Origin of the sequence: Paenibacillus sp. FSL H8-0104, assembly GCF_038050215.1 — a bacterium.
Taxonomy (GTDB): Bacteria; Bacillota; Bacilli; order Paenibacillales; family Paenibacillaceae; genus Paenibacillus; species Paenibacillus amylolyticus.
Genome location: NZ_JBBOTC010000001.1, coordinates 3,794,470 through 3,814,987 on the forward strand (window position 1 = coordinate 3,794,470; position 20,518 = coordinate 3,814,987).

The 20,518-nt window shown below is 45.6% G+C and carries 15 protein-coding genes and 1 pseudogene; 4 read left to right on the forward strand and 12 right to left on the reverse strand.

The features are described 5' to 3' along the window. Positions 1 to 165 precede the first annotated feature (165 nt). The 7 genes from NST38_RS16850 to NST38_RS16880 all read right to left on the reverse strand — a co-directional run bounded on the left by NST38_RS16850 (position 166) and on the right by NST38_RS16880 (position 12,044). Positions 166 to 444 carry a hypothetical protein gene (locus tag NST38_RS16850; RefSeq protein WP_076250459.1) on the reverse strand — a complete coding sequence of 93 codons (279 nt, stop codon included), beginning with the start codon at positions 442 to 444 and terminating at the stop codon, positions 166 to 168. Further along, the gene (locus tag NST38_RS16855; RefSeq protein WP_341344023.1) at positions 431 to 2,182 is read right to left on the reverse strand and encodes a hypothetical protein; all 1,752 of its coding nucleotides are present in this window, start codon (positions 2,180 to 2,182) and stop codon (positions 431 to 433) included. Before NST38_RS16855 ends, NST38_RS16850 begins: the two co-directional genes overlap by 14 nt. An 85-nt stretch (positions 2,183 to 2,267) precedes the next feature. Then, positions 2,268 to 5,825 carry a DUF4132 domain-containing protein gene (locus NST38_RS16860; RefSeq protein WP_076250455.1) on the reverse strand — a complete coding sequence of 1,186 codons (3,558 nt, stop codon included), beginning with the start codon at positions 5,823 to 5,825 and terminating at the stop codon, positions 2,268 to 2,270. A gap of 19 nt (positions 5,826 to 5,844) precedes the next feature. Continuing rightward, the gene (locus NST38_RS16865) at positions 5,845 to 7,068 is read right to left on the reverse strand and encodes a VWA domain-containing protein (protein WP_256719993.1); all 1,224 of its coding nucleotides are present in this window, start codon (positions 7,066 to 7,068) and stop codon (positions 5,845 to 5,847) included. Then, on the reverse strand, positions 7,053 to 9,521 hold the full coding sequence (locus NST38_RS16870) for a DUF5682 family protein (RefSeq protein ID WP_076250453.1): 2,469 nt from the start codon (positions 9,519 to 9,521) through the stop codon (positions 7,053 to 7,055). The genes NST38_RS16865 and NST38_RS16870 overlap by 16 nt, the downstream gene beginning before the upstream one ends. Then, complete coding sequence (locus tag NST38_RS16875; protein WP_076250451.1) at positions 9,509 to 10,609, reverse strand: ATP-binding protein; 1,101 nt, start codon at positions 10,607 to 10,609, stop codon at positions 9,509 to 9,511. Before NST38_RS16875 ends, NST38_RS16870 begins: the two co-directional genes overlap by 13 nt. A 421-nt stretch (positions 10,610 to 11,030) precedes the next feature. Further along, positions 11,031 to 12,044: an aldo/keto reductase gene (locus tag NST38_RS16880; RefSeq protein ID WP_445933717.1), complete on the reverse strand. Its 1,014-nt coding sequence runs from the start codon at positions 12,042 to 12,044 to the stop codon at positions 11,031 to 11,033. Between the two features lie 144 nt (positions 12,045 to 12,188). On the opposite strand from NST38_RS16880, the gene NST38_RS16885 reads away from it, so the two are divergent. The 4 genes and pseudogenes from NST38_RS16885 (at position 12,189) to NST38_RS16900 (ending at position 15,692) form a co-directional block, all read left to right on the forward strand. After that, entirely contained in the window at positions 12,189 to 13,397 is a 1,209-nt protein-coding gene (locus NST38_RS16885; protein WP_101313861.1) for a cytochrome P450 family protein, read from the forward strand. A gap of 40 nt (positions 13,398 to 13,437) precedes the next feature. After that, on the forward strand, positions 13,438 to 13,779 hold the full coding sequence (locus tag NST38_RS16890) for a ribosomal protein L7/L12 (RefSeq protein WP_076250447.1): 342 nt from the start codon (positions 13,438 to 13,440) through the stop codon (positions 13,777 to 13,779). Between the two features lie 171 nt (positions 13,780 to 13,950). Beyond that, complete coding sequence (locus NST38_RS16895; RefSeq protein WP_036613842.1) at positions 13,951 to 14,235, forward strand: ArsR/SmtB family transcription factor; 285 nt, start codon at positions 13,951 to 13,953, stop codon at positions 14,233 to 14,235. A 229-nt stretch (positions 14,236 to 14,464) separates the two neighbouring features. Continuing rightward, positions 14,465 to 15,692: pseudogene (locus tag NST38_RS16900) on the forward strand (MFS transporter). Between the two features lie 108 nt (positions 15,693 to 15,800). On the opposite strand, the gene NST38_RS16905 reads toward NST38_RS16900, so the two are convergent. The 5 genes from NST38_RS16905 to NST38_RS16925 all read right to left on the reverse strand — a co-directional run bounded on the left by NST38_RS16905 (position 15,801) and on the right by NST38_RS16925 (position 20,482). After that, a complete protein-coding gene (locus tag NST38_RS16905) occupies positions 15,801 to 16,556 on the reverse strand; it encodes an SDR family NAD(P)-dependent oxidoreductase (RefSeq protein ID WP_076250445.1) in 756 nt (251 codons plus the stop codon). A 323-nt stretch (positions 16,557 to 16,879) separates the two neighbouring features. Continuing rightward, positions 16,880 to 18,607, reverse strand: a complete 1,728-nt coding sequence (poxB, locus tag NST38_RS16910; protein ID WP_076250443.1) for a ubiquinone-dependent pyruvate dehydrogenase — start codon at positions 18,605 to 18,607, stop codon at positions 16,880 to 16,882. A 255-nt stretch (positions 18,608 to 18,862) separates the two neighbouring features. Continuing rightward, on the reverse strand, positions 18,863 to 19,624 hold the full coding sequence (locus tag NST38_RS16915) for an SDR family NAD(P)-dependent oxidoreductase (RefSeq protein ID WP_076250441.1): 762 nt from the start codon (positions 19,622 to 19,624) through the stop codon (positions 18,863 to 18,865). Between the two features lie 151 nt (positions 19,625 to 19,775). Continuing rightward, positions 19,776 to 20,081 (reverse strand): Dabb family protein, encoded by a 306-nt coding sequence (locus NST38_RS16920; protein WP_076250438.1) that lies wholly within the window; start codon positions 20,079 to 20,081, stop codon positions 19,776 to 19,778. Positions 20,082 to 20,230: 149 nt separating this feature from the next. Next, positions 20,231 to 20,482, reverse strand: coding sequence for a type B 50S ribosomal protein L31 (locus NST38_RS16925; RefSeq protein WP_036613829.1), 252 nt, complete (start codon positions 20,480 to 20,482; stop codon positions 20,231 to 20,233). Positions 20,483 to 20,518: the final 36 nt, after the last annotated feature.

A 20,518-nucleotide genomic window follows, 5' to 3' on the forward strand; every position in this document is an offset into this window, starting at 1 on the left:
ATTCGTTTGGCAAATGACTTTTACTTACTCCACGATAAAAAAAGATTTGCAGTGACCTTGTGGTCTTCTACAAATCTTTTTTTATCCTATAATACATCTTGTAATACATCTTGTTTATTACATCATATCGCTCTCATGGGTCTTCGCTTGGAATACTAACCAATATTACGCCTCTTCTTGCACACTCAATTGTACATATTGGGTGAGACGACAATACTGAAATAACAGCAACTCTTCATTACCTTGTCCAAGAGCCACGCTACGCCCTTCCTTGATGAGGTGATTCAACAACTCATGCAGGAAACTCATCTGCAACCGCAAGGATTCCGCTGCGAGCTGCTCAAGTACCTCAATATCTCGGATCGTAAACTGAGATAACCCGCGCAGCAGCAACTCTTCTGACCAGCCGTTAATTCTCTGCATGAACTGATTATATTCTTCCAAGTCTGCCCATCCTCCCATTACCGATATCCAGTTTCAGACTGAGCACCGTTTTGCCCTTCAGGAAACTGATTGGGCTAATCCGTTTTGGTTCCACACGCACAAAGGCATAGAAGTGTTCAAGCGATTGGGAACCATATCCTGACTCCAGTCTTTGGATCATCGCCTGCCAGTCAGATGAATACGGGAGAGTGAGTGCCAGTCTTTCCCCTTCGGTATTCTCAACCGTCAGGACAAGCTCCTGCGTTTGTTTGACAAAGTTATGGTCCACGATTCGAGCAACTTTGATTACAGCCAATCGTTCTTTGGGAGCAGCAAACAAGTCGAACGACCGCGATTCCTCTTGAAGTACAGTCGTTACATCTTGCATGGTTTTGCCCAGATTCAACGTTTCCACACCCGTTCGTGGCAAAATCGCAAGCTTGGCACCTTCCCCGGAAGAGATCCGGCGTTCTTCATTCACTTTAACTGAATGGAATTGAACTTCTTCACCGACGAACTGGCGAAAGGTCAGATTAGGTAGCCATGGTGTGAATGCACCATAATGCTCTGTATACGAGAACTGCTGATCATCATAATATACAGCACGTACATCGCTATAGGTGTAGATTTCCTCATCATCGAAACAATAGAAATAATAGGTGATTCCACGGAAACCGGATCGTGTCTCCCACGCGTCAGCTCCCAGTCCATACAGATGAAGTGAAGGCACCGTATAGTATTTACTTCGAAAACTGCCAATGAGCTGACTCTGCTGAATGGCAGACACCTTTTCTTCTTCAAGAACCTGGAGTGCAAGATACAGCTTGCTTACCCGATCCAACATGGATTGCATGGAGAAACGTATATGTCTGTTGAAAAACAACTGTAGTTCTCCTTGAATCCCTCGTAAACTGCGTTCTATGTCAGGCAGGTTGCCACTATGAGCTGCAATTGCCAATGTCTCCAGTTGTGCCATATAGGACTGAGGAAGGCGGGCCAGTCCCGTCTTCAACAATCCTGCCAGCATAACCCGACATTCCTGCACTGTCTGAAGAGAGAACTTGGCCTCGTACACCCGTCCACTTAATGCATCCCTATCATCCAGACCTTTAAAGTTCCGGTACCGTAACAAAGCTTCAAGCTTGGCCATTTTTCCGGCTGTCTGCTTCACCTTACATAGTGCTTTTGCAAGGTTCGGTTCCTCCGTAAAAGACACCTCGATATTCTGGGTGGTCAGATGAACCGTAAGAAGTGAATCTTCAATGATCTTAATTTCCTCTGGGTATCTCAGTCGGAAAACAACTTCCTCAATCATGGAAGAACTATACGATTTAATTAACACGGTAAGGTCAGACTCCGTCATCCAGCGGAAGCGAGACTCGATCTCACGTGATACTGTATGCGGAATTTCGCTTGGATCGTCCACATTTGATACTAAGTTTGATGCTGATTCTGTTACTGATACGTTTTTTGGTACGTCCAACGGATCATTATCCGATATCCCTGAGTCCTTATCCAGCGCATGCTTCTCGTCTGCATTCATTGAATCCTCTGCCGTATATTCCCGTTGATCATACAGAATTGCAATAAGCACATGCTTGCAGATATGATCGGCCGGGCAGGAGCATTCCCAATGATCCAGCGTATTTTCAAGCGTACATTGTGTCCCGTCACTGAGCTGACAACTCACAGATGATGCATTCCATGTGTACGTTACACTTACACCATTGTCCAACTCTTTCAAAGACCTTTTGTACAACCCCTTGTTGGCATACCGAATCAAATAATCCTCCGTACACAGCTTCGAAAAAATCCGGAATTTTTCCTTGAATCCATTCACGTCATCAACGCCCCGTTGCTCTCAGAATGTCGTAGATCGTTTCACTGAACACGCGACCTGGAACGTTGCCTAGAGCAATGGATTTGTTGTCACCATAGTAATAATATTGCTTGTTATTCGGTTTGAAGAAATGAAGGGATTCCAGGGTAATGTCATCCAATCCCTCGTAATACGTGATGCTCGTACCACTGAACTGCAATTCCGCAACAAGATCTCCGTACTCTTTATAAAATTCATGATACCAGCCGCCGTCCTGAGCCGGTCCTTTGATCCAGCCGTATTTCTCCAGTGCTTTGGGGAAAGCCGTTGGTGAGAAATCAGACTCGGGCAGTTGATCGTATTCATTCTTCGTTTTATCCTCATCTTCTGGCTGGTGAATCTCACGATTCAATTGCTCGAATGGCTGCTTGATCTCGTAATCCTCCAACTGCGTTGTCCAACCTTCAAGCGTTGCCTGATCCAGTTCCAACGGGTGTATAAGTCCCACTTGCGCATCCGAAGGCAGATCGACCTCATCTTCATCCACAGAATTGAAGGTGCCGTCCTCCATATAACGGAAGGTGCTGATCAGAGCGCCATCCTCATACGTTCCCCAGATCAGACCAACAGCAAATTTTTGCATGATTACATTTTGTACAAACAATGCTTTCCACTCATCGGCAGACCACAGACGTTGCTTGGACAATGACTCTTCCAGACGCTGCGCCTGAATGTTAACCATGGATTTGAGATCTTTTTTCAGCTGTGTGAAACGTGCCTTGGACTGCGCTGCCAATTCAGGATCATCTTTCTGTGCAGGAGCAGGCAGACTCTTCACGGATTTGCCCGTTTCTTCATTTAAGACAACGACTTGTAAGTCTCCATTGACCTTAACCAGGAAGGAACGCTCTCCGTAACTCAGCTGCATGGTTCCTTTTTCATCAAAACCAAGTGTGGTGACCAGCCGATCCTCCAGTTGTTCCGAGGTAAGTCCCATATTATCGGCTGCAAGTTGCAATGCTTCTTCTGCTGCACCTTTCACCTGACGGTTCTTCACGCCACGTTTGATCTTGTCAATCGCCATAAGAGCGGATGGATCTTTCAGATAAGCGAGCACTTTTACAGCATCTGCTGCAATCGCGCCACGACTGTTTTCTGTCCATTCCTTAATTTGCGGAGCCAGAATATTCACAATGTGAATATCGCCAAAGAGTGCTGATACATACATCACCCATTTCTCTTTTGCAGGAGCACCTTCCTGAATCCAGACCTGGAGCAGTTCACTTGCAAAACGAGCGAGCGATGCCTCACTTACGTAATCTCGTAATTCATTCAACCGTTCATTAGGACCGGATGTATGATCCAATGATTGGACCAAAGCATACTGTTTAATCCGGTCATCTAAAGGCTGATTGTCTTCAATACGTATCAGTGAAGGGAGATCTTTCAAGGACAACCAGCTCAGTCTCGACAACTTTTTGGCATCCGCCTGATCAGCGAGTGCAGCATGGGCATACTCTGGACTTAGATCTGCGGTATCTAGCAGAATTTGGATCAAGCTCTTCCAATCGTCGGACTTCTCTTTCTTCAAAAGTTCACCGTACAGTTCCTTGCTGTTTTCCAGACTGCGGATTGCAGTCAGAGCCATTTCTTTGATCGCCACTTTTTTCTCCGAGAGGTATATGAGCGTATACAAGTCCTGATCAGGAATTCGGTTGAATTCCGCTAACGCCACGCCGTTGGCCTTTTTGGAAGAATCCTGCAATCCGGCACGAATCGCTTCGGCCAATATTTTCTTCGATAACTCATCACGCTGTTCAAAGGTAATCTCCAGAATTAAAATGCGTGTATCTGTTGGCAGTTTCTTGTACTGTGTCAGTGCATAGTCCAGATTCTGCTGAATGATTCGGCGGTATTCGTCATGCGGCATCGATTTGTATCTGTAGTCGGTCATGCCATTAAGTGAGATCAGGCTGGTTAGCAATTTCTCACGTTGCACCTCAGGGTCTTGCCCGTAACGTTGAAGCAGTTGCTCTCCACTAAAAGCGTATGAATTGTACATGTCCGAGATAATATCCAGTGTCCAATCGGGATGAGTGGTCAGGATTGCGAACCTGCGCATCGCCTCCGAATCCAAGGGCAGAAAACTAATACTAATGAGGTTGTGAACACGCTTCTTATCCCGATTCAGTTGATTAAACAACCCGCGACTATTTGGGTCCTCCCAATATTCCTCCAGGGTGTTTTCCCCACTTAAGTATCTTGCAATCGCAAGTCCTTGACGTCCCCCGTCCAAAGGATGCCGAAGAGCGTTAAATACCGCTTGCTCCAGTGACCCCTCCGCATTAGGCAATGTCAATCCTTGATCCTCCATGAATTTCTGAATGCAGAGTTTGAGGAATGGCGGTTTGATAATCTCGTATGCTCGAATCGCTTGTTCAGGACGATTCGCGATCGCGGATTGTAACATGTTCCAAGATACCGTGTACGAATTAAGCTCGTCCCGCAACATTTCAACCAACTGATAAGGTTCATCCAGAGGCACAAGTCCAGCAAGTAGATCATTTGGACTCTTGGCTCTAGGGTCCATACTCAGCAAGTAACGGCGAACTTCAAGTGGATAAATCTCATGTAATTGATGTACTGTGTGAAGCAAAACATGCCCAATCTCACTATTTGTATCAAGGAACCGTTGTTTACCTCCACTAATGTTAATCAGGTACAACAAGGCACCACTCACAAGTACCATTGTTTGATGGAATACTGTGTTTGAACATTGCTCTTTTGAAGAGAAAGACGTATTGGGATACAGTTCAGCTATGAGCTGACTACGCTTCTCCTTGAGGAATTCATCCTTCAATTCTTGGGAAGATCCGTTATGCTTTCCTTGAATATTACTGACCACTACAGGTTCAATCAACGTATGTAACTCGTCCCGCAACTTATCTGCATCATTAGCCATTACATGTTGAAACAACACTGGTAACGATTGAACAGAAGATTGAACCTCTGCAAGATGAGAAGCCGTGTCACTGAGTCTTGAATATAATTGCAGCAGCATTAATGCATTAATTACATCCCGGTAATCCCCTTGACTGTCCGCTTTTTTGGAATCAAAAAGCCACTGGGCACGCTTTAATTTACTCTTTAATTCAGTCAAAATTTCGTTCTCGCCTGCAAACTGTTTGATTTTCTCCAACCGAGACAACAATCCATCCATGCGATCAGCGCTTTTGCTCTTCCCGCTTAATCCATAAGCTTCGGAGTCATTTCCCATACAGACAGTAAAGGCATCCGTTCTCCATGAATTTCTTTTGGAATAATTGGATTCCAGATATATCACAATAGCCCCGGCACGGTAAAAGATATCTCCGTCGTCTTTTTTGGCAAGCTTCATGAGCAGATCAATCGTTTGATACACATAATGACTCGAATTTCCCAACATATCCGGGAACTTGTCTGTCGTTCCCAAGACGTAATCAATAATTTCGGAGCTTCGATCTGTTTTTAATGAATACTCGTTTGAACAAGTTACTGCGAATTTCTCCACCAAAGTTTCAACTGCGCGGTCTGCGGTAAGCATTACACATTCCTCCTTGAATTTAAGTGATGATCTCGCCAATCCAATCCGCGAGTTCGTTAGGCGTAATTGCTGCTACATGTGCCCCCATATTGGTTAATGTCTGTGCGGCATGTTTGTTATAGACTGAATCCCCGTTAAAATCGAGCGCGGTGAGAACCAGTAGCTTGCATCCTGCATCGATAATATCTTTACAGGCTTTATACATTTGCGCTATCGGGTACCCTTCCTCCAGATCACTGACCAGAATAAAGATGGTTTTGCCTGGATTATCGATTAACGTCTCGCCATATCGCAACGCTTTCGTAATATGTGTCCCCCCACCGAGCTGTACATTCATGAGCACGTCTACGGGGTCTTCCAGTCTATCGCTCAGATCAACAACCTGCGTATCAAATATGAATAATTTCGTGCGAAGCGCATTCAAGCGGTAGAAGATGCTGGCCATCACCGAACTGTAGATGACTGAATCCAGCATACTGCCACTCTCGTCCACACCAATGATGATGTTCCACTTGTTATGGGGCTGGATATTCCCGTCGAAATATAGACGATCAATTACAAACCTGCGCTTGTTTTTATCGTAATTCTTCAAATTCTTGGTGATAGTTCGCTTGAAATTCAGATTGCGCAAAGATCGTACTGAACTCGAGGTATAGCGACTGCGCTTGCCCATGATACTCGCTCGGGTCTGAGATTCCAGCTTACTACGCAGCTCTTCAACCACGGTTCGCACGATATCCTTGGCGCTCTTTAACACCTCACCTTTCATCCGTCCTTTGAACTGCATAATGTTCTTGAGCAGATTCATGTTGGGTTCAAGGGATTCAAGCAACTTTTTGTCCGTTAACAATTCTGTCAGCCCATAACGATCAAGCGCCTGTTTTTCCAATATTTCGACCGTTGGTTTGGGGAATAGATCCCTGACCTTGTGCAGCCATTTCGGTACAGTCAGGTTAGACGCACCGCGTCCTCCCTCTTTTCGATAACCTTGTTCTTCACCGTATTCACGGTTATAGAGATACCCCAGAATCTCATCGATTTCCGTATATTGAAATTCAGCAGAAGTGTATTGGTCTGTATTACACAACCCTTCTTCCGCCGATTCACCGAGAACCAGACGCCATCGATTTAAAGTTTCAGCAGAATGTTGATCCCCTCGTTTGCTTCCATCCGGATTGGAACTTTCATTGATTTCTCCGGTTTCGTCCGTTGTCCGATTCGCTTCATTCATATTAGCTTCCATGCAGCAAACTCCTTTCGAAGCGCTTCATCCCACGTCTTGGACTGAATCAGCATCTGTTCATCGACCGCAGGCCTCAACATCTCCTCTGGTTCAACCTGATGCAGACTCGCCACCCGCTCCGCAATCAAGCCCGTCTCCATGGGTGTAAAGTAGGTGAATGCCAGCCTTAATTCCGGTACCATACTGATGAAGTCGTCGTAGGATAACTGTTCAATCAAATAATTCAACTCAGACAACAGCTGATCTTCATATAAAAAAGCGTCACGTGCTACAGTGAATACTCCCTGTAAAAAAAGTGCCGTTTGACGGGTCTGATCCGGTGTACCATGGATATACCCGCGAGCACGATCAACAATCTCATCCCTGGGCCTGTCACCGAGCCCTGAGGAAATAGCCACACACACACCCTCCAGCTGAGCCGGAAGCTGCTGATCCGACAGAAGCTCATTCAGATGTATTCGGAATGTCTCATCCTGAAAATACCCCTCTGATGACTCCGCGAGCATAGCTAACAGCTTCAATCCCTGAATAATGGCTTCATGTTCATCCGAATTGGCTCTGGAGAGCTGTAACAACTTGTCCACGGCGTTTCTATAAGCTTCGGATACCAGATCAGGGAGATGTTGCTCGTCAGATAATCCCAGCAACCTGCGGTGTTGATGAATTCGGTTCAAGATATGCAGACTGTTACATAAGGATAGAAAATTCCCGTCGGTTCTCAGCGCCGAGCGCACCTGTTCATAGAGTTTCATCGCTGTGTCTTGAAGCCCCATGAGCAACGCTTGAAGCATGAGTCGGGCAAGTTCACCGCTATGATGATCCGGTATTTCTTGCATCTGTTCTTCCATTTTGCGTGTGGCTGCTCCAGCAAGTGTTCCGCCATAGAGAGAGTTTTCTATCAATCTGGCTTCAATACGGGATGAGTACATATAAACCCAGGTTTCGCGAACAAGATTCATATCACGCTCTGCGATCCAGTCCGGCCCCGATTGCCGTTTCGCAAATTCCGGAACCAGATAGGTGATGCATTGAATCAATTGGCTTATCTGACGATGCTCCGGTTTCGCATACAGATCCAGCACTTTCTTGTGTTGACCTGTTGTACGAATCTGCAGTTTGTACTCTGTACAACGCGCCTTGAAGTCCTCCACGATGGGAATACTGAATGAATTGGGAGCCACGCTTCCAATGACGTCTCCAGTCAATAACTGCTGCAGCTCTTGCAGCGGTTTATCGGTCGCCAAGGTAAGCTCCCCCTTCACAAAGGAAGAGAGTGCTGCATCCATCAACTCATAGACGCCGCCTTCCCTTTTACCCCGAAGCCCGGCAAGACCTTGAATCATGCTGTACGCCTCAATCGCATCACTCGTTGATACATGTTCGTGACCATCCCGTAATTGGCGCATCAGCCGGGATAACAAGTCCAGAGCCGTTAGATTATACGGTGTACTCTTTTTGCGAAGCAGCTGGTTCCAGATCTGATCATAATAATTCACATAAGGCATGCCGCTCGCATATCCATTGAGCCGATCCGCCTCAGCAAAGGTATAGACCATCGGGTACATTTGTTGGTGAACCGTATCTGGATTAACCGCACTTTGTTGAGACGTTCCTGGTTTACCTTGTCCATCCAAACGTTGGTCTGTATGTCGTTTATTCATTTCTGGCTGTTCCAATTCCGATTCATGTTTCTCTGACATCAACAGTCCATACGTATGAAACCCACCGGTAATGACAAGCACACGGTCATGCTCCTGCACCGCTTGTTGAATATGTTGTTTCATATGTGCTTCTCTTGCCAGATCACCTGAAGACTGTAATCGTTCCGTGGAATAGCACATTCGGGATAAAGTACAATACGTGAATACATCCTGCACGAATGCCTGAGTGGATTTTTCCAGACCACCAATTTCAAACACCTTTTCCCACAATTCATCAAAACTGCGACAGTTTGTTTTTTGGCATAATCGGTTAATGAAATCAGACCCCGCAAGCAAGGTTTCGTCCTGAATAGAGATCTCCTTTTGTTCTGTCTGGCCGGATTTGGATGCACGATTGGAGAAGTGTTGATAGTCCAAATCAATAAACTTCGCTGGAATGTCCAGCCGTTTTGCTTCTTTCAAAGCTACATATTCAGGCGAATACCGAAGCATCGGATAATAGCAGGCTTCTCTCTCTAGTTCACTCTCATAGGTATAGTACAGACTGACAGGAGGTATCGTTGCCTCATCACTCAGCACTGAAATTAATGGATTACCGCTCTCCGGTCCTTCGATCAGAATGATATCCGGCTTGTACTCCCCAATTAATCGTAACAAGTGATACGAACATGCAGGGCTATGGTGTCGTATTGGATAATAGACCGTAGGATTACTTAGGTTATACACCTGGGATTCGAACAAGGATTGTAACTGATCAACATCAGGGTCCAGAACTGCTGTTAACCGATCCATTTTCTCTCCTCATAATAGTCCTTCCACATTCCCTCTTCTCTGGAACGCTCTTTTACGACCTTGGAGAAGTAGGTTTTGAGAATGGACAGATCCTTGTCGTTTTCCTTTGCAATGGTCCCTAGCATATTCTGCACCAACCGATCCAGCCCAATAGCTTTATCTTCGTAATAATAGGAAGTCATCGCACTCTGAACATAGACAGACACCGCTTCCGCCGTACTCATGGATGCTTGAGGGGTATCGAGCTTGTATCCTTCCCGTGTCATGCCGGTGCGCAGTTCCATGAATGTTGTAGCCAGCAATTCAACCACATCCGGGTTAATTTCAATATCAATTCCACTATGTAACAACAGGCTTCGTGCCTGGGATTCAATGATTTTAGCTTCCATCTTTACGTTATGAATGGGCTTGATTGTTTCAAAATTGAAGCGACGTTTCAATGCACCGCTCATTTCGTTAACACCTTTATCCCGAATATTGGCTGTAGCAATGACGTTAAATCCCGGTTGGGCAAACAGTACACCACCATCCAGTTCAGGAATGCTCATGACCTTGTCACTGAGAATACTGATCAGACTATCCTGCGCTTCAGCCGGACAACGTGTAATCTCTTCAAAACGGGTAAGAATACCTTTCTTCATGCCGTTATATAACGGTGATGGCACAAGTGCCGCTTCCGAAGGGCCTTTATCAAGCAACATGGCGTAATTCCAGGAATACTTGATCATATCCTCTGTTGTGCCTGCTGTACCTTGAATCGTGTTTAGACTGGTACCGGAGATCGCTGCGGTCAGCAGTTCGCTAAGCATGGTCTTGGCTGTCCCGGGTTCTCCCACGAGCATTAATCCTCGATTGCCTGCCAGAGTAACCACTGCCCGTTCAATTAACACGTCATTGCCATAGAATTTGCGGGTAATCGGGATCTCTTCTCCATTTAATAACGCGGGCTTATCCCTGCCAATAATAAAATCGCGCACATAGGCGGGAGATAACAGCCAGTTCGGGGGACGTTTCCCCTGATCTTCCTCTCGCAGCGCGCGTAATTCAACCTCGTATAATGTCTCGGCGGGTGGTTTAAGCATCTCCATCGTCAAGGTGTCTCCTCTCACATAAACAGATCGTATGTTCTTATTCCTATCATTTTATCACAGCACTCCAGCAACTACCCTGTAAAACGATAAAAATGGTTGAAACGTCCTTCTTATCAGCACTCTTCCTAAGTCCATGGACATAGCCTCTAGCGCAAATATGAAGGTGAAACATCCTTACAACCGTGCCAACACACTGGTTTCGGATCCGAATCAGCATGCTTATTACCCATGTATACGCATTGTAGGTCATATGACCTTAGGATTCATTAAACTTTCGATCATGTGTTTCAACCAAATGAAGCCGATTATTACAAAGAAGACACAGGCCATCAGCAGCCTGTGTCTTCTTATATGTCCAAATTTCACCCAACATCTATGAATTTTGATCGAAACGAACCAATCTCTCAGAATTCCCTACTTACATTCTACGCCCGCATGAAGCGGAATACAGCTCGTACCACTCATAACGGGTAAGCTCAATATTTGTTGCATCACGACAGGCCAGAATACGTTCTGGTCGAATCGAACCAATGACAGGTTGAATCCCTGCTGGATGCTTCATTAACCAAGCCAGTACAATAGACTCCGGTGTAACTCCACGCTCCTTAGCCATTCGATCAACCAATTGAGCCGTATGCTCAATCTCAGCCCGCTGTCCCTCAACTACCCTGCCAGTAAATCGCCCTTGAGCAAGGGGACCCCAAGCTTGCAGTTGAATATGCTCTGCCTGACAATATTCCATCGTGCCATAGGGAAACACGTTGTCTCTGGCTTGAGGACGATTTACCGTCACACCAGCCTCTACGAATCCGATTTTGTCCAGACTCATCTCCAGCTGGTTCACAATCAGAGGTACTTTACTATGAAGCTGAAGAAGACGAATCTGTTCAGAACCCATGTTGGACACACCAAAATGGCGCACTTTACCGGAATGATGCAGCTCAGCCAGTGCTTCTCCAATCTCTTGCGGATGGGCAAGTGGATCAGGACGATGTAACAGCAAAATATCCAGATAATCGATTCCGAGCCGTTCCAGGATACCGTCCACACTCGCCAGGATATGTGCACCTGAGGTGTCATAACGCTGTGGCCCTTCATCATCACCCACAAGACGTATACCACACTTCGACTGTATAATGATCTGTTCACGCAAACCGGGAGTTTCCGATAAAACTCGTCCCAAGACATGCTCTGCCTTACCACGTGTGTAAATATCCGCTAGGTCAAAGTGATTAATGCCTATTTCGATAGCTGCTTCTACAGCTCGATGACCTTCTACGACAAGATCTGAAGTAATGGGGAGCCCATCCCATTCACCCCCAAACCGCATACAGCCAAGAACCATTCGACTTGCCGGAATCTGGTGGTGATGCAAAGGAAGTTGTGCGTAAGACATGTCAGCGTTCACCTCATTTTCATTTTTACCAAGCATAATAACCGATTCTCTCTACCATGTCTTCTTCCATCTTCCTCTATTTTCCTGCTCTATCATCCATATGAAGAAAAAACAAGGTTTCAAAAGCTTGTGTATTGAATATATAGAGGGTGCAGGTATTATGCAGGAATATGAGAGGAGATGCTGCATTTGAATCCGAATGAATCCAACGAGTCCTCAAAGCCAGCGTTTTTCACGAAAGAATTCACGCATAACCCTTACCCGGTATATGAAATGTTAAGAAAAGAGGAGCCTGTTTTCAGACTCATGTTTCCTCACGGGGAATTCGGCTGGATTATTACGCGATACGAGGATGCAGTCCGGATCCTGAAAGATCCTCGCTTCAGCAAAGATATGGTCCGACGTTACGGCGCTGACAATCAAAGCATCTTCTCCAATAATATGTTGTTCTCCGATCCGCCGGATCATAAACGTCTTCGGGGACTTGTGCAGAAAGCATTCACACCCAAACTGGTCGCAGACATGCGGAGCCATATTCAGGACATTGCTGATGAACTGCTGGACAACCTCCCGTCACAGGAAAAAATGAATCTGATCGATGACTTTGCCTTCCCGCTGCCCATCATTGTCATTAGTGAAATTCTGGGAGTCCCTCTTGAGGATCGTGACAAATTCCGCATCTGGTCCAATACGATAATTGATGCTTCCATAGCCGAGAGCGCCGAGCTGTTTGAGCAGCATGCCAGAGAGTTTACGGATTACCTGACGGCCTGGTTTGCGAAAGTTCGCCAAGATCCCGGCACTGATCTGATCAGCCAGCTCGTCATTGCGGAAGAATCCGGGCAGCAGTTAACTGAACGAGAACTGCTTGGCGTTGTCTCCTTATTAATTATTGCCGGTCATGAAACAACCGTGAATCTGATTGGAAATGGGATTCTCGCCCTGCTGGAGCATCCGGAGCAACGCGAACTGCTCATCAACCAGCCCGAGCTTATTCACAATGCCATTGAAGAGATGCTTCGCTATAATGGACCGGTGGAGTTCAGCACATCCCGCTGGGCTCTGGAAGATATTGAATTCCGTGGACAACGTATCGCTCAAGGTGATCTTGTCATTGTTGCGCTTGATTCCGCCAACCGGGACGAACAGCAGTTTAAGGATGCTGATATTTTCGATATCACACGCGAGAAGAGTTCGCATCTGGCTTTTGGCAAAGGCATTCATCTCTGCCTTGGAGCACCGCTTGCTCGTCTGGAAGGTGAGATTGCAGTCAGCACACTTCTGAATCGTTTTCCAAATATACAGCTTCAGGCAGATGTGAATGAACTGGAATGGAGACCAGGTATGAATGTTCGTGGTGTCAAGGAAATCCCGGTTCAACTAAAATAATGGCTAAATATGAATAAATGAAAGTGAGGCACATTACATCATGGAAATGAACACCTTGGTATGGATCGTTTTGCTGCTTCTGATCTTTGTGTTACTGGTCAGAGTCACCAGCCTGCAACGCAAATTAAATGAATTGAAAAGAGATGTCGAGCGTCTGGAGAACGGTTCAACCGGCAGCGTCCGATCCGACTTCAATTACACCTTGTCGCCGAAGGAAGCACCTCCTTCCCATACAAGCCAACCAGCCCAAACGGATCTGGATCAGGAACTGCTTACACTTATACAACAAGGGAAAAAAATTATGGCGATCAAACGACTGCGTGAAGCCAGAGGTCTTTCGTTGAAGGAAGCCAAAGACTATGTTGATTCTCTGGATCGGTAATATACAACTCACATAACTCTCGGGGGAAGTTACTCCAGACTTTCGGCTGTTAACACAGACGCAGTAGAAAGTATGGAATCTTCGTCCGAGAGTTTACTTTTCAAACAACATATGCTACTGTTATTTCTATATTACTAGAAATAAGAAATAAAGACGAAAGGACCGATCATTATGCAATCAAACTCAAATGAGATTGAACAAGTTGTCAAAATTCATAAAGCGCTGGGCGAACAAACACGCTACAAAATCATTCAGATTTTATCGGGCGAAAGCAACCTGTGTCCTGCCGATCTGGAGAGCCGCCTTGTTACGGTTGCCCTATCGACTCTGTCTCATCACCTGAAACAGCTGTCCGATTGTGGTCTGCTTACATCGCAAAAGAAAGGTACGTATATCTACTACAGCCTGAACACGGAGACCGCACAAAAGTTTGTTCCCTATCTGCTAAATAAATAAAAAAATTTGAGTCATATTTCTATATAATTAGAAATATTGAAACAATGTACAATATTTATTAGTAGAACTAGGTCACCTAAGTTAACGCTTATGCCATTATTCATTATCTAAGTTGTAGCATTACCATTCGCGCAGATGGGTTGCATTCAGAGCATTCATGTCTTGTTCTATCGTCTTTATTTCTATATTTCTAAAAATATAATAATAATCAGAAAGAGGTTATGTTTCCATGTCTTCTACGCTCAAAATCTATGTTCTTGCCTTGGTCAGTTTCCTTGTGGGAACGTCCGAATATGTCATTGCCGGCATTTTGGATCGCATTGCAGATACCATGAATATCTCTTTAATCGCTGCCGGACAGCTCATTACGATTTTTTCACTTGTATATGCGCTAGGTACACCTGTCATTATTGCATCGACTTCACGCTGGGACCGTCGCAAGCTGTTGTTATACTTCCTCGGTCTATTCGTTGTGGCTAATGTTCTTGCTTACCTGTTGCCGGGTTATGGACTGTTCGTCGCAGCACGAGTGTTGATGGCTTTAGGCGCGGGTGTTGTTGTTATCACGGCATTAACGGTTGCTTCCCAAATAGCGGCGGAGGGCAAACAAGCTAGTGCAATCGCCACAGTAATCACTGGATTTACGGCTTCTTTGATTGTTGGCGTTCCGCTCGGAAGGCTTGTGGCTGCATCTTGGGATTGTTGGCGTTCCGCTCGGAAGGCTTGTGGCTGCATCTTGGGATTGGAAGCTTGTTTTTGCCGGTATCGCTGTTCTTGGCGTTCTCGCCATGCTGGTAATTGCGGCCGCCATTCCGCCTTCCAAAGCAGAAGCGCCTGTTCCGCTGAAGAAACAACTGTCTTTGCTCAAACAGCCACGAATTGTTTTGGCACTGCTGGTGACATTTTTCTGGTTAGGTGGTTATTCCATTGCCTACACGTACATTTCACCTTACCTTGTATCCGTTTCAGGAATGAGCGAAGCACTACTCAGTTCAGCTTTACTCGCATTTGGCATAGCAAGTCTGATCGGTTCAAAAGTTGGAGGGTTCAGTGCTGACCGATTGGGTGTCAAACGAACGCTGATCACAGGCATGACATTGCATATCGTAAGTCTGGTCCTGTTGAATATAACAGCAAGCTCTCATCTCGCTGTCTTCCTTGTTCTGATTTTGTGGTCTTTTGCCGCCTGGTCTTCGGGTCCAACTCAGCAATATAACCTGGTCACCATGGCTCCGGAATCCTCTGGCATTATGCTAAGTCTGAATAGTTCGGTTATGCAATTAGCCATGGCTGCCGGCGCAGGTATTGGCGGAATCGCGGTCAGCAGCGTTTCATTATCATCCATTACCTGGATTGGCGCTGTCGGGGTTGCTGTTGCCGTCATCATCGTTATAGGCTCGTATCGTTCAGGATCTGCGAAAAGTACACACACCGATACATCTCACAACGCTGCCTGATATGAGTTCGTAGTATAAAAGACAAACCAAAAAGAGAGGCACTGTATGCAAACAGTGGCCTCTCTTTAACCATTTTAACGGCTATTCTATTACCGATAAGCAGAACTCTTATTGGGCCGTAACTGCACCATCGATCGGATATACTGCACCATTGATATAAGGCGCTTCATCTCCAAGCAGGAAGGAAACCAAGTTCGCGATCTCTTCCGGTCTGCCCAGACGTCCGGATGGAATGCTGTCAACAGTTGCCTTGAACACTTCAGGATTGTCTTTACCGAACTGAATGACCATCGGTGTCTCAATTGTACCTGGTGCAATCGCATTTACACGAATGTTGTCCTTGCCATATTCAATCGCAGCTGTGCGGGTCAAGCCCACTACGCCATGTTTGGTTGCTGCGTATGGTGCAACTGCGGGTACACCAACAATACCGGCTGTGGAGGCCGTGTTCAGAATGGAACCCCCACCTGTTTTGAGCATTTCAGTAATTACATACTTCAACCCGTAGAATACACTTCTCAGGTTAATATCAATAATCTGGTCAAACTGCTCAATCGTATGTTCAATCAGCTTAATACCAGGACCTGCAATACCTGCATTATTAAAGAACATGTCGATTCGTCCGAACTCTTCGACTGTTTTTTTCACATAATTCTCAACTTCAGGTGCTTTACTTACATCTGCTTGTACAAAAATAGCTTTACTTCCCAGCTTCTCAATCTGCTTAACCGTTTCAAGACCTGTCTCTTCGACAAGATCCACAACGACAATGGATGCACCCTTCTCAGCCAGCTTCAATGCTGCTGCTTGGCCCAATCCACTTCCTGCTCCAGTAATAATGGCTACTTTTCCTGCGTGACTCATGTTGATCTCCTCCATGTATGTGTGTCATCTTGTGATTGGATCGATGAATACGATATGAAACGTACTTACATGCAATGATGCAATATGTAGGTCAAAAATGGCATAAAACCTTCCTGACTTTACCTATTCTAATAGACTTTCGATATAAAAACAAATCATATAATATGTATTCATACTATATCACTTGTCACATATTCAGCATTTTTATTGAAGGAGCATACAACTATAACGTCTTGTTGCATGCTCCTCTTTTACATATACAATACTTTTTAAGTCAGTATCTCTACAACTTCAAACGGTGCATATCCGCTTTTTGAAACACTTTAACGCAGCAAATTCGTTTTTGCCAATTCAATAATTTCGTCCCCTCGTCCGTTGAGCACGGCTTTCATCATCCATAAGGTGAATCCTTCCGCCTGTTTGAACTCAATCTTCGGAGGTAAGGACAATTCCTGACGATTCACCACCACGTCAATCAACACAGGACCTTCATGCTGAAGCGCACGCTGTACAGCTCCTTCGAGTTCATCCGGATCCTCAACCCGAATACCTTCCATGCCCATGGCTTGAGCAACCATCGCAAAGTTGGGATTGACAAGCTCTGTTCCCGATTCCAGGAATCCGGCAGCTTTCATCTCCAGCTCAACAAAACCGAGTGCTCCATTATTAAACACCACAACTTTAATCGGCAGATTATGCTGTTTCAATGTCAACAGATCACCCATCAGCATCGTAATACCGCCATCACCCGACAAAGAGATGACTTGTCTGCCCGGATCAGCGACCTGAGCACCAATGGCCTGTGGCAAAGCGTTTGCCATCGTACCATGACTGAATGAACCGAGCAGTCTGCGATTACGAGACATCTCGATATAACGGGCCGCCCATACTGTCGGAGTACCGACATCACAGGTGAAGATAGCATTTTCAGCTGCGGCATCACTAATGACCTTGGTCAGGTACTGCGGATGAATGGGCTTTTTACCCGGTTTTCCAACGGCCAGCTCGTCCAGATCTTTGCGTACTTTCACATAACGATCCACACTTTTACGCAGATGTTTGTCACTGTGTTCTTCTGTTAGATAAGGAAGTAAAGTTTCAATGGTCGCTTTCACATCCCCACATACGCCGTAATCCAGCTTCGTGCGCCGACCCAGATGGGAAGATTGAATGTCGACCTGAAGGACTTTTGCATCTTCGGGATAGAATTGACGATATGGGAAATCCGTTCCCAGCATTAATAATACATCACAGTCCATCATGGCATGATAACCGGATGAATACCCAATTAGACCCGTAAGACCCACGGAATAGGGGTTGTCATACTCCAAATATTCCTTGCCTCGTAGTGCAATAACCATCGGGGATTTCAAGCGATCACAGAGCTGCATAAGGGGTTCCCGAGCGCCCGCGCAGCCTGCACCGCACAACAACGTAATTTTTTTGCCTTGATTCAGATACTCCGCCAGTTTCACGAGTTCCGGCTCAGAAGGATGTACCACGGGGTTGGTTGCGTGATACACATGCTCAGGTACAGGAAGATCCGCTGCTTCAAGTCCTGCTACATCCCCCGGCAATACAACGACGGACACACCCGAACGTGCAACTGCTGTCTGAATGGCCATCGTCAGAGAACGCGGCATCTGTTTGGCTGTTGTAATGACTTCACAATAATGACTACATTCCTGAAACAGATACTCCGGATGGGTCGCCTGAAAATATTCACTGCCAATCTCGTCACTTGGGATATGTGCAGCGATAGCGAGTACAGGAACACGATTGCGGTGACAGTCATACAGACCATTAATCAGATGCATATTACCAGGACCACTGCTACCTGCGCAGACAGCGATACTTCCACTGACCTCAGCGTCCGCCCCAGCAGCAAATGCAGCTACTTCTTCATGTCGTACATGAATCCATTCAATCTTCCCAGAACGACGAATGGAGTCGAGTACCGCATTCAAGGAGTCTCCAACAATGCCATATATACGTTTGATGCCAGCGTTCAATAAGGATTCAACCAGAACGTCCGCGACTGTTTTTTTCATAAGTGATGGGTCTCCTTTAATTGCTCATTTTGATTATGTTTCCACTCGGTTAATATACCTATTCTTATACCCCAATCTTTCGAAAACCGAACCAACTCAATATGTATGTCTGGATATATGAAACAAAACCAGCCCCTTAAACCTTTATTCCAGCTATAGCAAAATGCCAAAAAATCCGCTTGTCGAATGACAAACGGATTACGGTTAAACTCAGTTAATTCATTTTTATGTGAAATCCCCGAATTCAATCAGACACTAGATAGCAGGCATCACATTGCCACCACTAACCGGGATATAGGCACCTGTGATAAATGAGGACAGGTCCGAAGCGAGAAAAGCTACCGCATTGGCGATTTCCTGATCTTCACCCCTGCGCTTCAGCGGCACGGTACGCGTATATGCCTCATCATGTCCAGGCTCACTGGACCGATCACGTTCACTAATTGTCCATCCAGGTGCAACCTGGTTTACGGTAATCTGATACTCACCAACCTCCTTGGCAAGTACGCGATATACACCGTCCATTCCACGCTTACCAGCGGTGTAGGCCGATTGATGAGCGAAATTTTGCATCGCACATTCTGTATTGATACCAATGAAGCGACCGGCTCTGACGTTTTGCATATGCGGTATGAAAGCTTTGGCAAGATACACACTTTGCATGACACAGGATTCAAACTGGCTCAAGTAATCTTCAGGAGACTGTTCCAACACCGTTGTCCATTCATATTGAATGACCGCATTGGCAACAACGATATCCACTCCGCCGAGGACAGACTGAATCTCATCACGCATCCGAAATGCTGTATCCCGCTTTGTAATATCTCCCTGTACAATAACAGCCTGACGACCGAGTGCTTCAATCTCACCTTGAAGCTCCCGAGCCTTGGTATCATTATTTATGTAATGTAGAGCCAGATTGGCGCCACAGGCTGCCAACGTGCGGGCGATGACTCTCCCCAGCTGTCCGGTTGCGCCTGTAACCAGAGCCGTTTTTCCTGAGAGATCCAATTGCATAACAGCGAAAACCTCCTTGAATCCATTTGGTCGAAAACGATTTCGGAAATATGTTACTTTTGTTCATTAATTACGCATTATTCAGAGAGATATACAGCATTGTTCAATGCTGTATATGGTAGTTCAACTTTTTCCCTATATGTGGAGACTATTAATTATGATGTTGAATGAGATCAATTTCCTGGAAGCGACTGACTTCCTTTTCCCAACGCTCTTCTACATATTGACGGTGAACCGGGTGATTGTTATATGCATCATACGCAGCCTGATCCACAAAGACCATCGAGAAACTGTAGTCAAACTCATTCTTCTCACTTACCTGTTTCAGAACCTGAAATTGCTCTACCCCAGGAATGACAGCCAGTGCATCTGAACTTTCCTTCAAAAAGGCTTCGGCCTCCGGTGTATCTTTACCCGCGTAAAGTGTAAACGTTACCATATGTGTGATGCTGCTCATCTCTATTTCCTCCTCCAATATGTTCGTACTCGTTTCCTAGTGTACATCCGAATGTGTTGTAAGCGCAATAATTGGTTGAATTAATTTTTAATGTACACAAAAAAACCTCAGGACAAATCCCGAGGTTTTTTTGTAATGTATGGACAAACTTATTTGGTGATGTTGTATTTACGGTTAAATTTATCAACACGGCCACCGATATCCACGTTTCTTTGTTTACCAGTGAAGAACGGGTGGGATGCGGAACTAGTGTCCACACGGATTACTGGGTAAGAGTTACCGTCTTCCCATTCCATAGTTTCGTTAGAGAACTTCGTGGAAGAACTCAGGAATTTGAAATCAGCACTTGCATCGTAAAAAATTACGAGTTGTGTCTTTGGATGGATGTCAACTTTTGGCATAATCTATTTACACTCCTTTAATATGGGTACTTCTTT

What these genes read in the sequence shown, in the direction of transcription:
- NST38_RS16860 (WP_076250455.1), bottom strand. Translation starts at nt 5,825, where the DNA reads ATGCTTACCGCAGACCGCGCAGTTGAAACTTTGGTGGAGAAATTCGCA.
- NST38_RS16865 (WP_256719993.1), bottom strand. Translation starts at nt 7,068, where the DNA reads ATGGAAGCTAATATGAATGAAGCGAATCGGACAACGGACGAAACCGGA.
- NST38_RS16870 (WP_076250453.1), bottom strand. Translation starts at nt 9,521, where the DNA reads ATGGATCGGTTAACAGCAGTTCTGGACCCTGATGTTGATCAGTTACAA.
- NST38_RS16875 (WP_076250451.1), bottom strand. Translation starts at nt 10,609, where the DNA reads ATGGAGATGCTTAAACCACCCGCCGAGACATTATACGAGGTTGAATTA.
- NST38_RS16880 (WP_445933717.1), bottom strand. Translation starts at nt 12,044, where the DNA reads ATGCTTGGTAAAAATGAAAATGAGGTGAACGCTGACATGTCTTACGCA.
- NST38_RS16885 (WP_101313861.1), top strand. Translation starts at nt 12,189, where the DNA reads ATGCTGCATTTGAATCCGAATGAATCCAACGAGTCCTCAAAGCCAGCG.
- NST38_RS16890 (WP_076250447.1), top strand. Translation starts at nt 13,438, where the DNA reads ATGGAAATGAACACCTTGGTATGGATCGTTTTGCTGCTTCTGATCTTT.
- NST38_RS16895 (WP_036613842.1), top strand. Translation starts at nt 13,951, where the DNA reads ATGCAATCAAACTCAAATGAGATTGAACAAGTTGTCAAAATTCATAAA.
- NST38_RS16905 (WP_076250445.1), bottom strand. Translation starts at nt 16,556, where the DNA reads ATGAGTCACGCAGGAAAAGTAGCCATTATTACTGGAGCAGGAAGTGGA.
- poxB (WP_076250443.1), bottom strand. Translation starts at nt 18,607, where the DNA reads ATGAAAAAAACAGTCGCGGACGTTCTGGTTGAATCCTTATTGAACGCT.
- NST38_RS16915 (WP_076250441.1), bottom strand. Translation starts at nt 19,624, where the DNA reads ATGCAATTGGATCTCTCAGGAAAAACGGCTCTGGTTACAGGCGCAACC.
- NST38_RS16920 (WP_076250438.1), bottom strand. Translation starts at nt 20,081, where the DNA reads ATGAGCAGCATCACACATATGGTAACGTTTACACTTTACGCGGGTAAA.
- NST38_RS16925 (WP_036613829.1), bottom strand. Translation starts at nt 20,482, where the DNA reads ATGCCAAAAGTTGACATCCATCCAAAGACACAACTCGTAATTTTTTAC.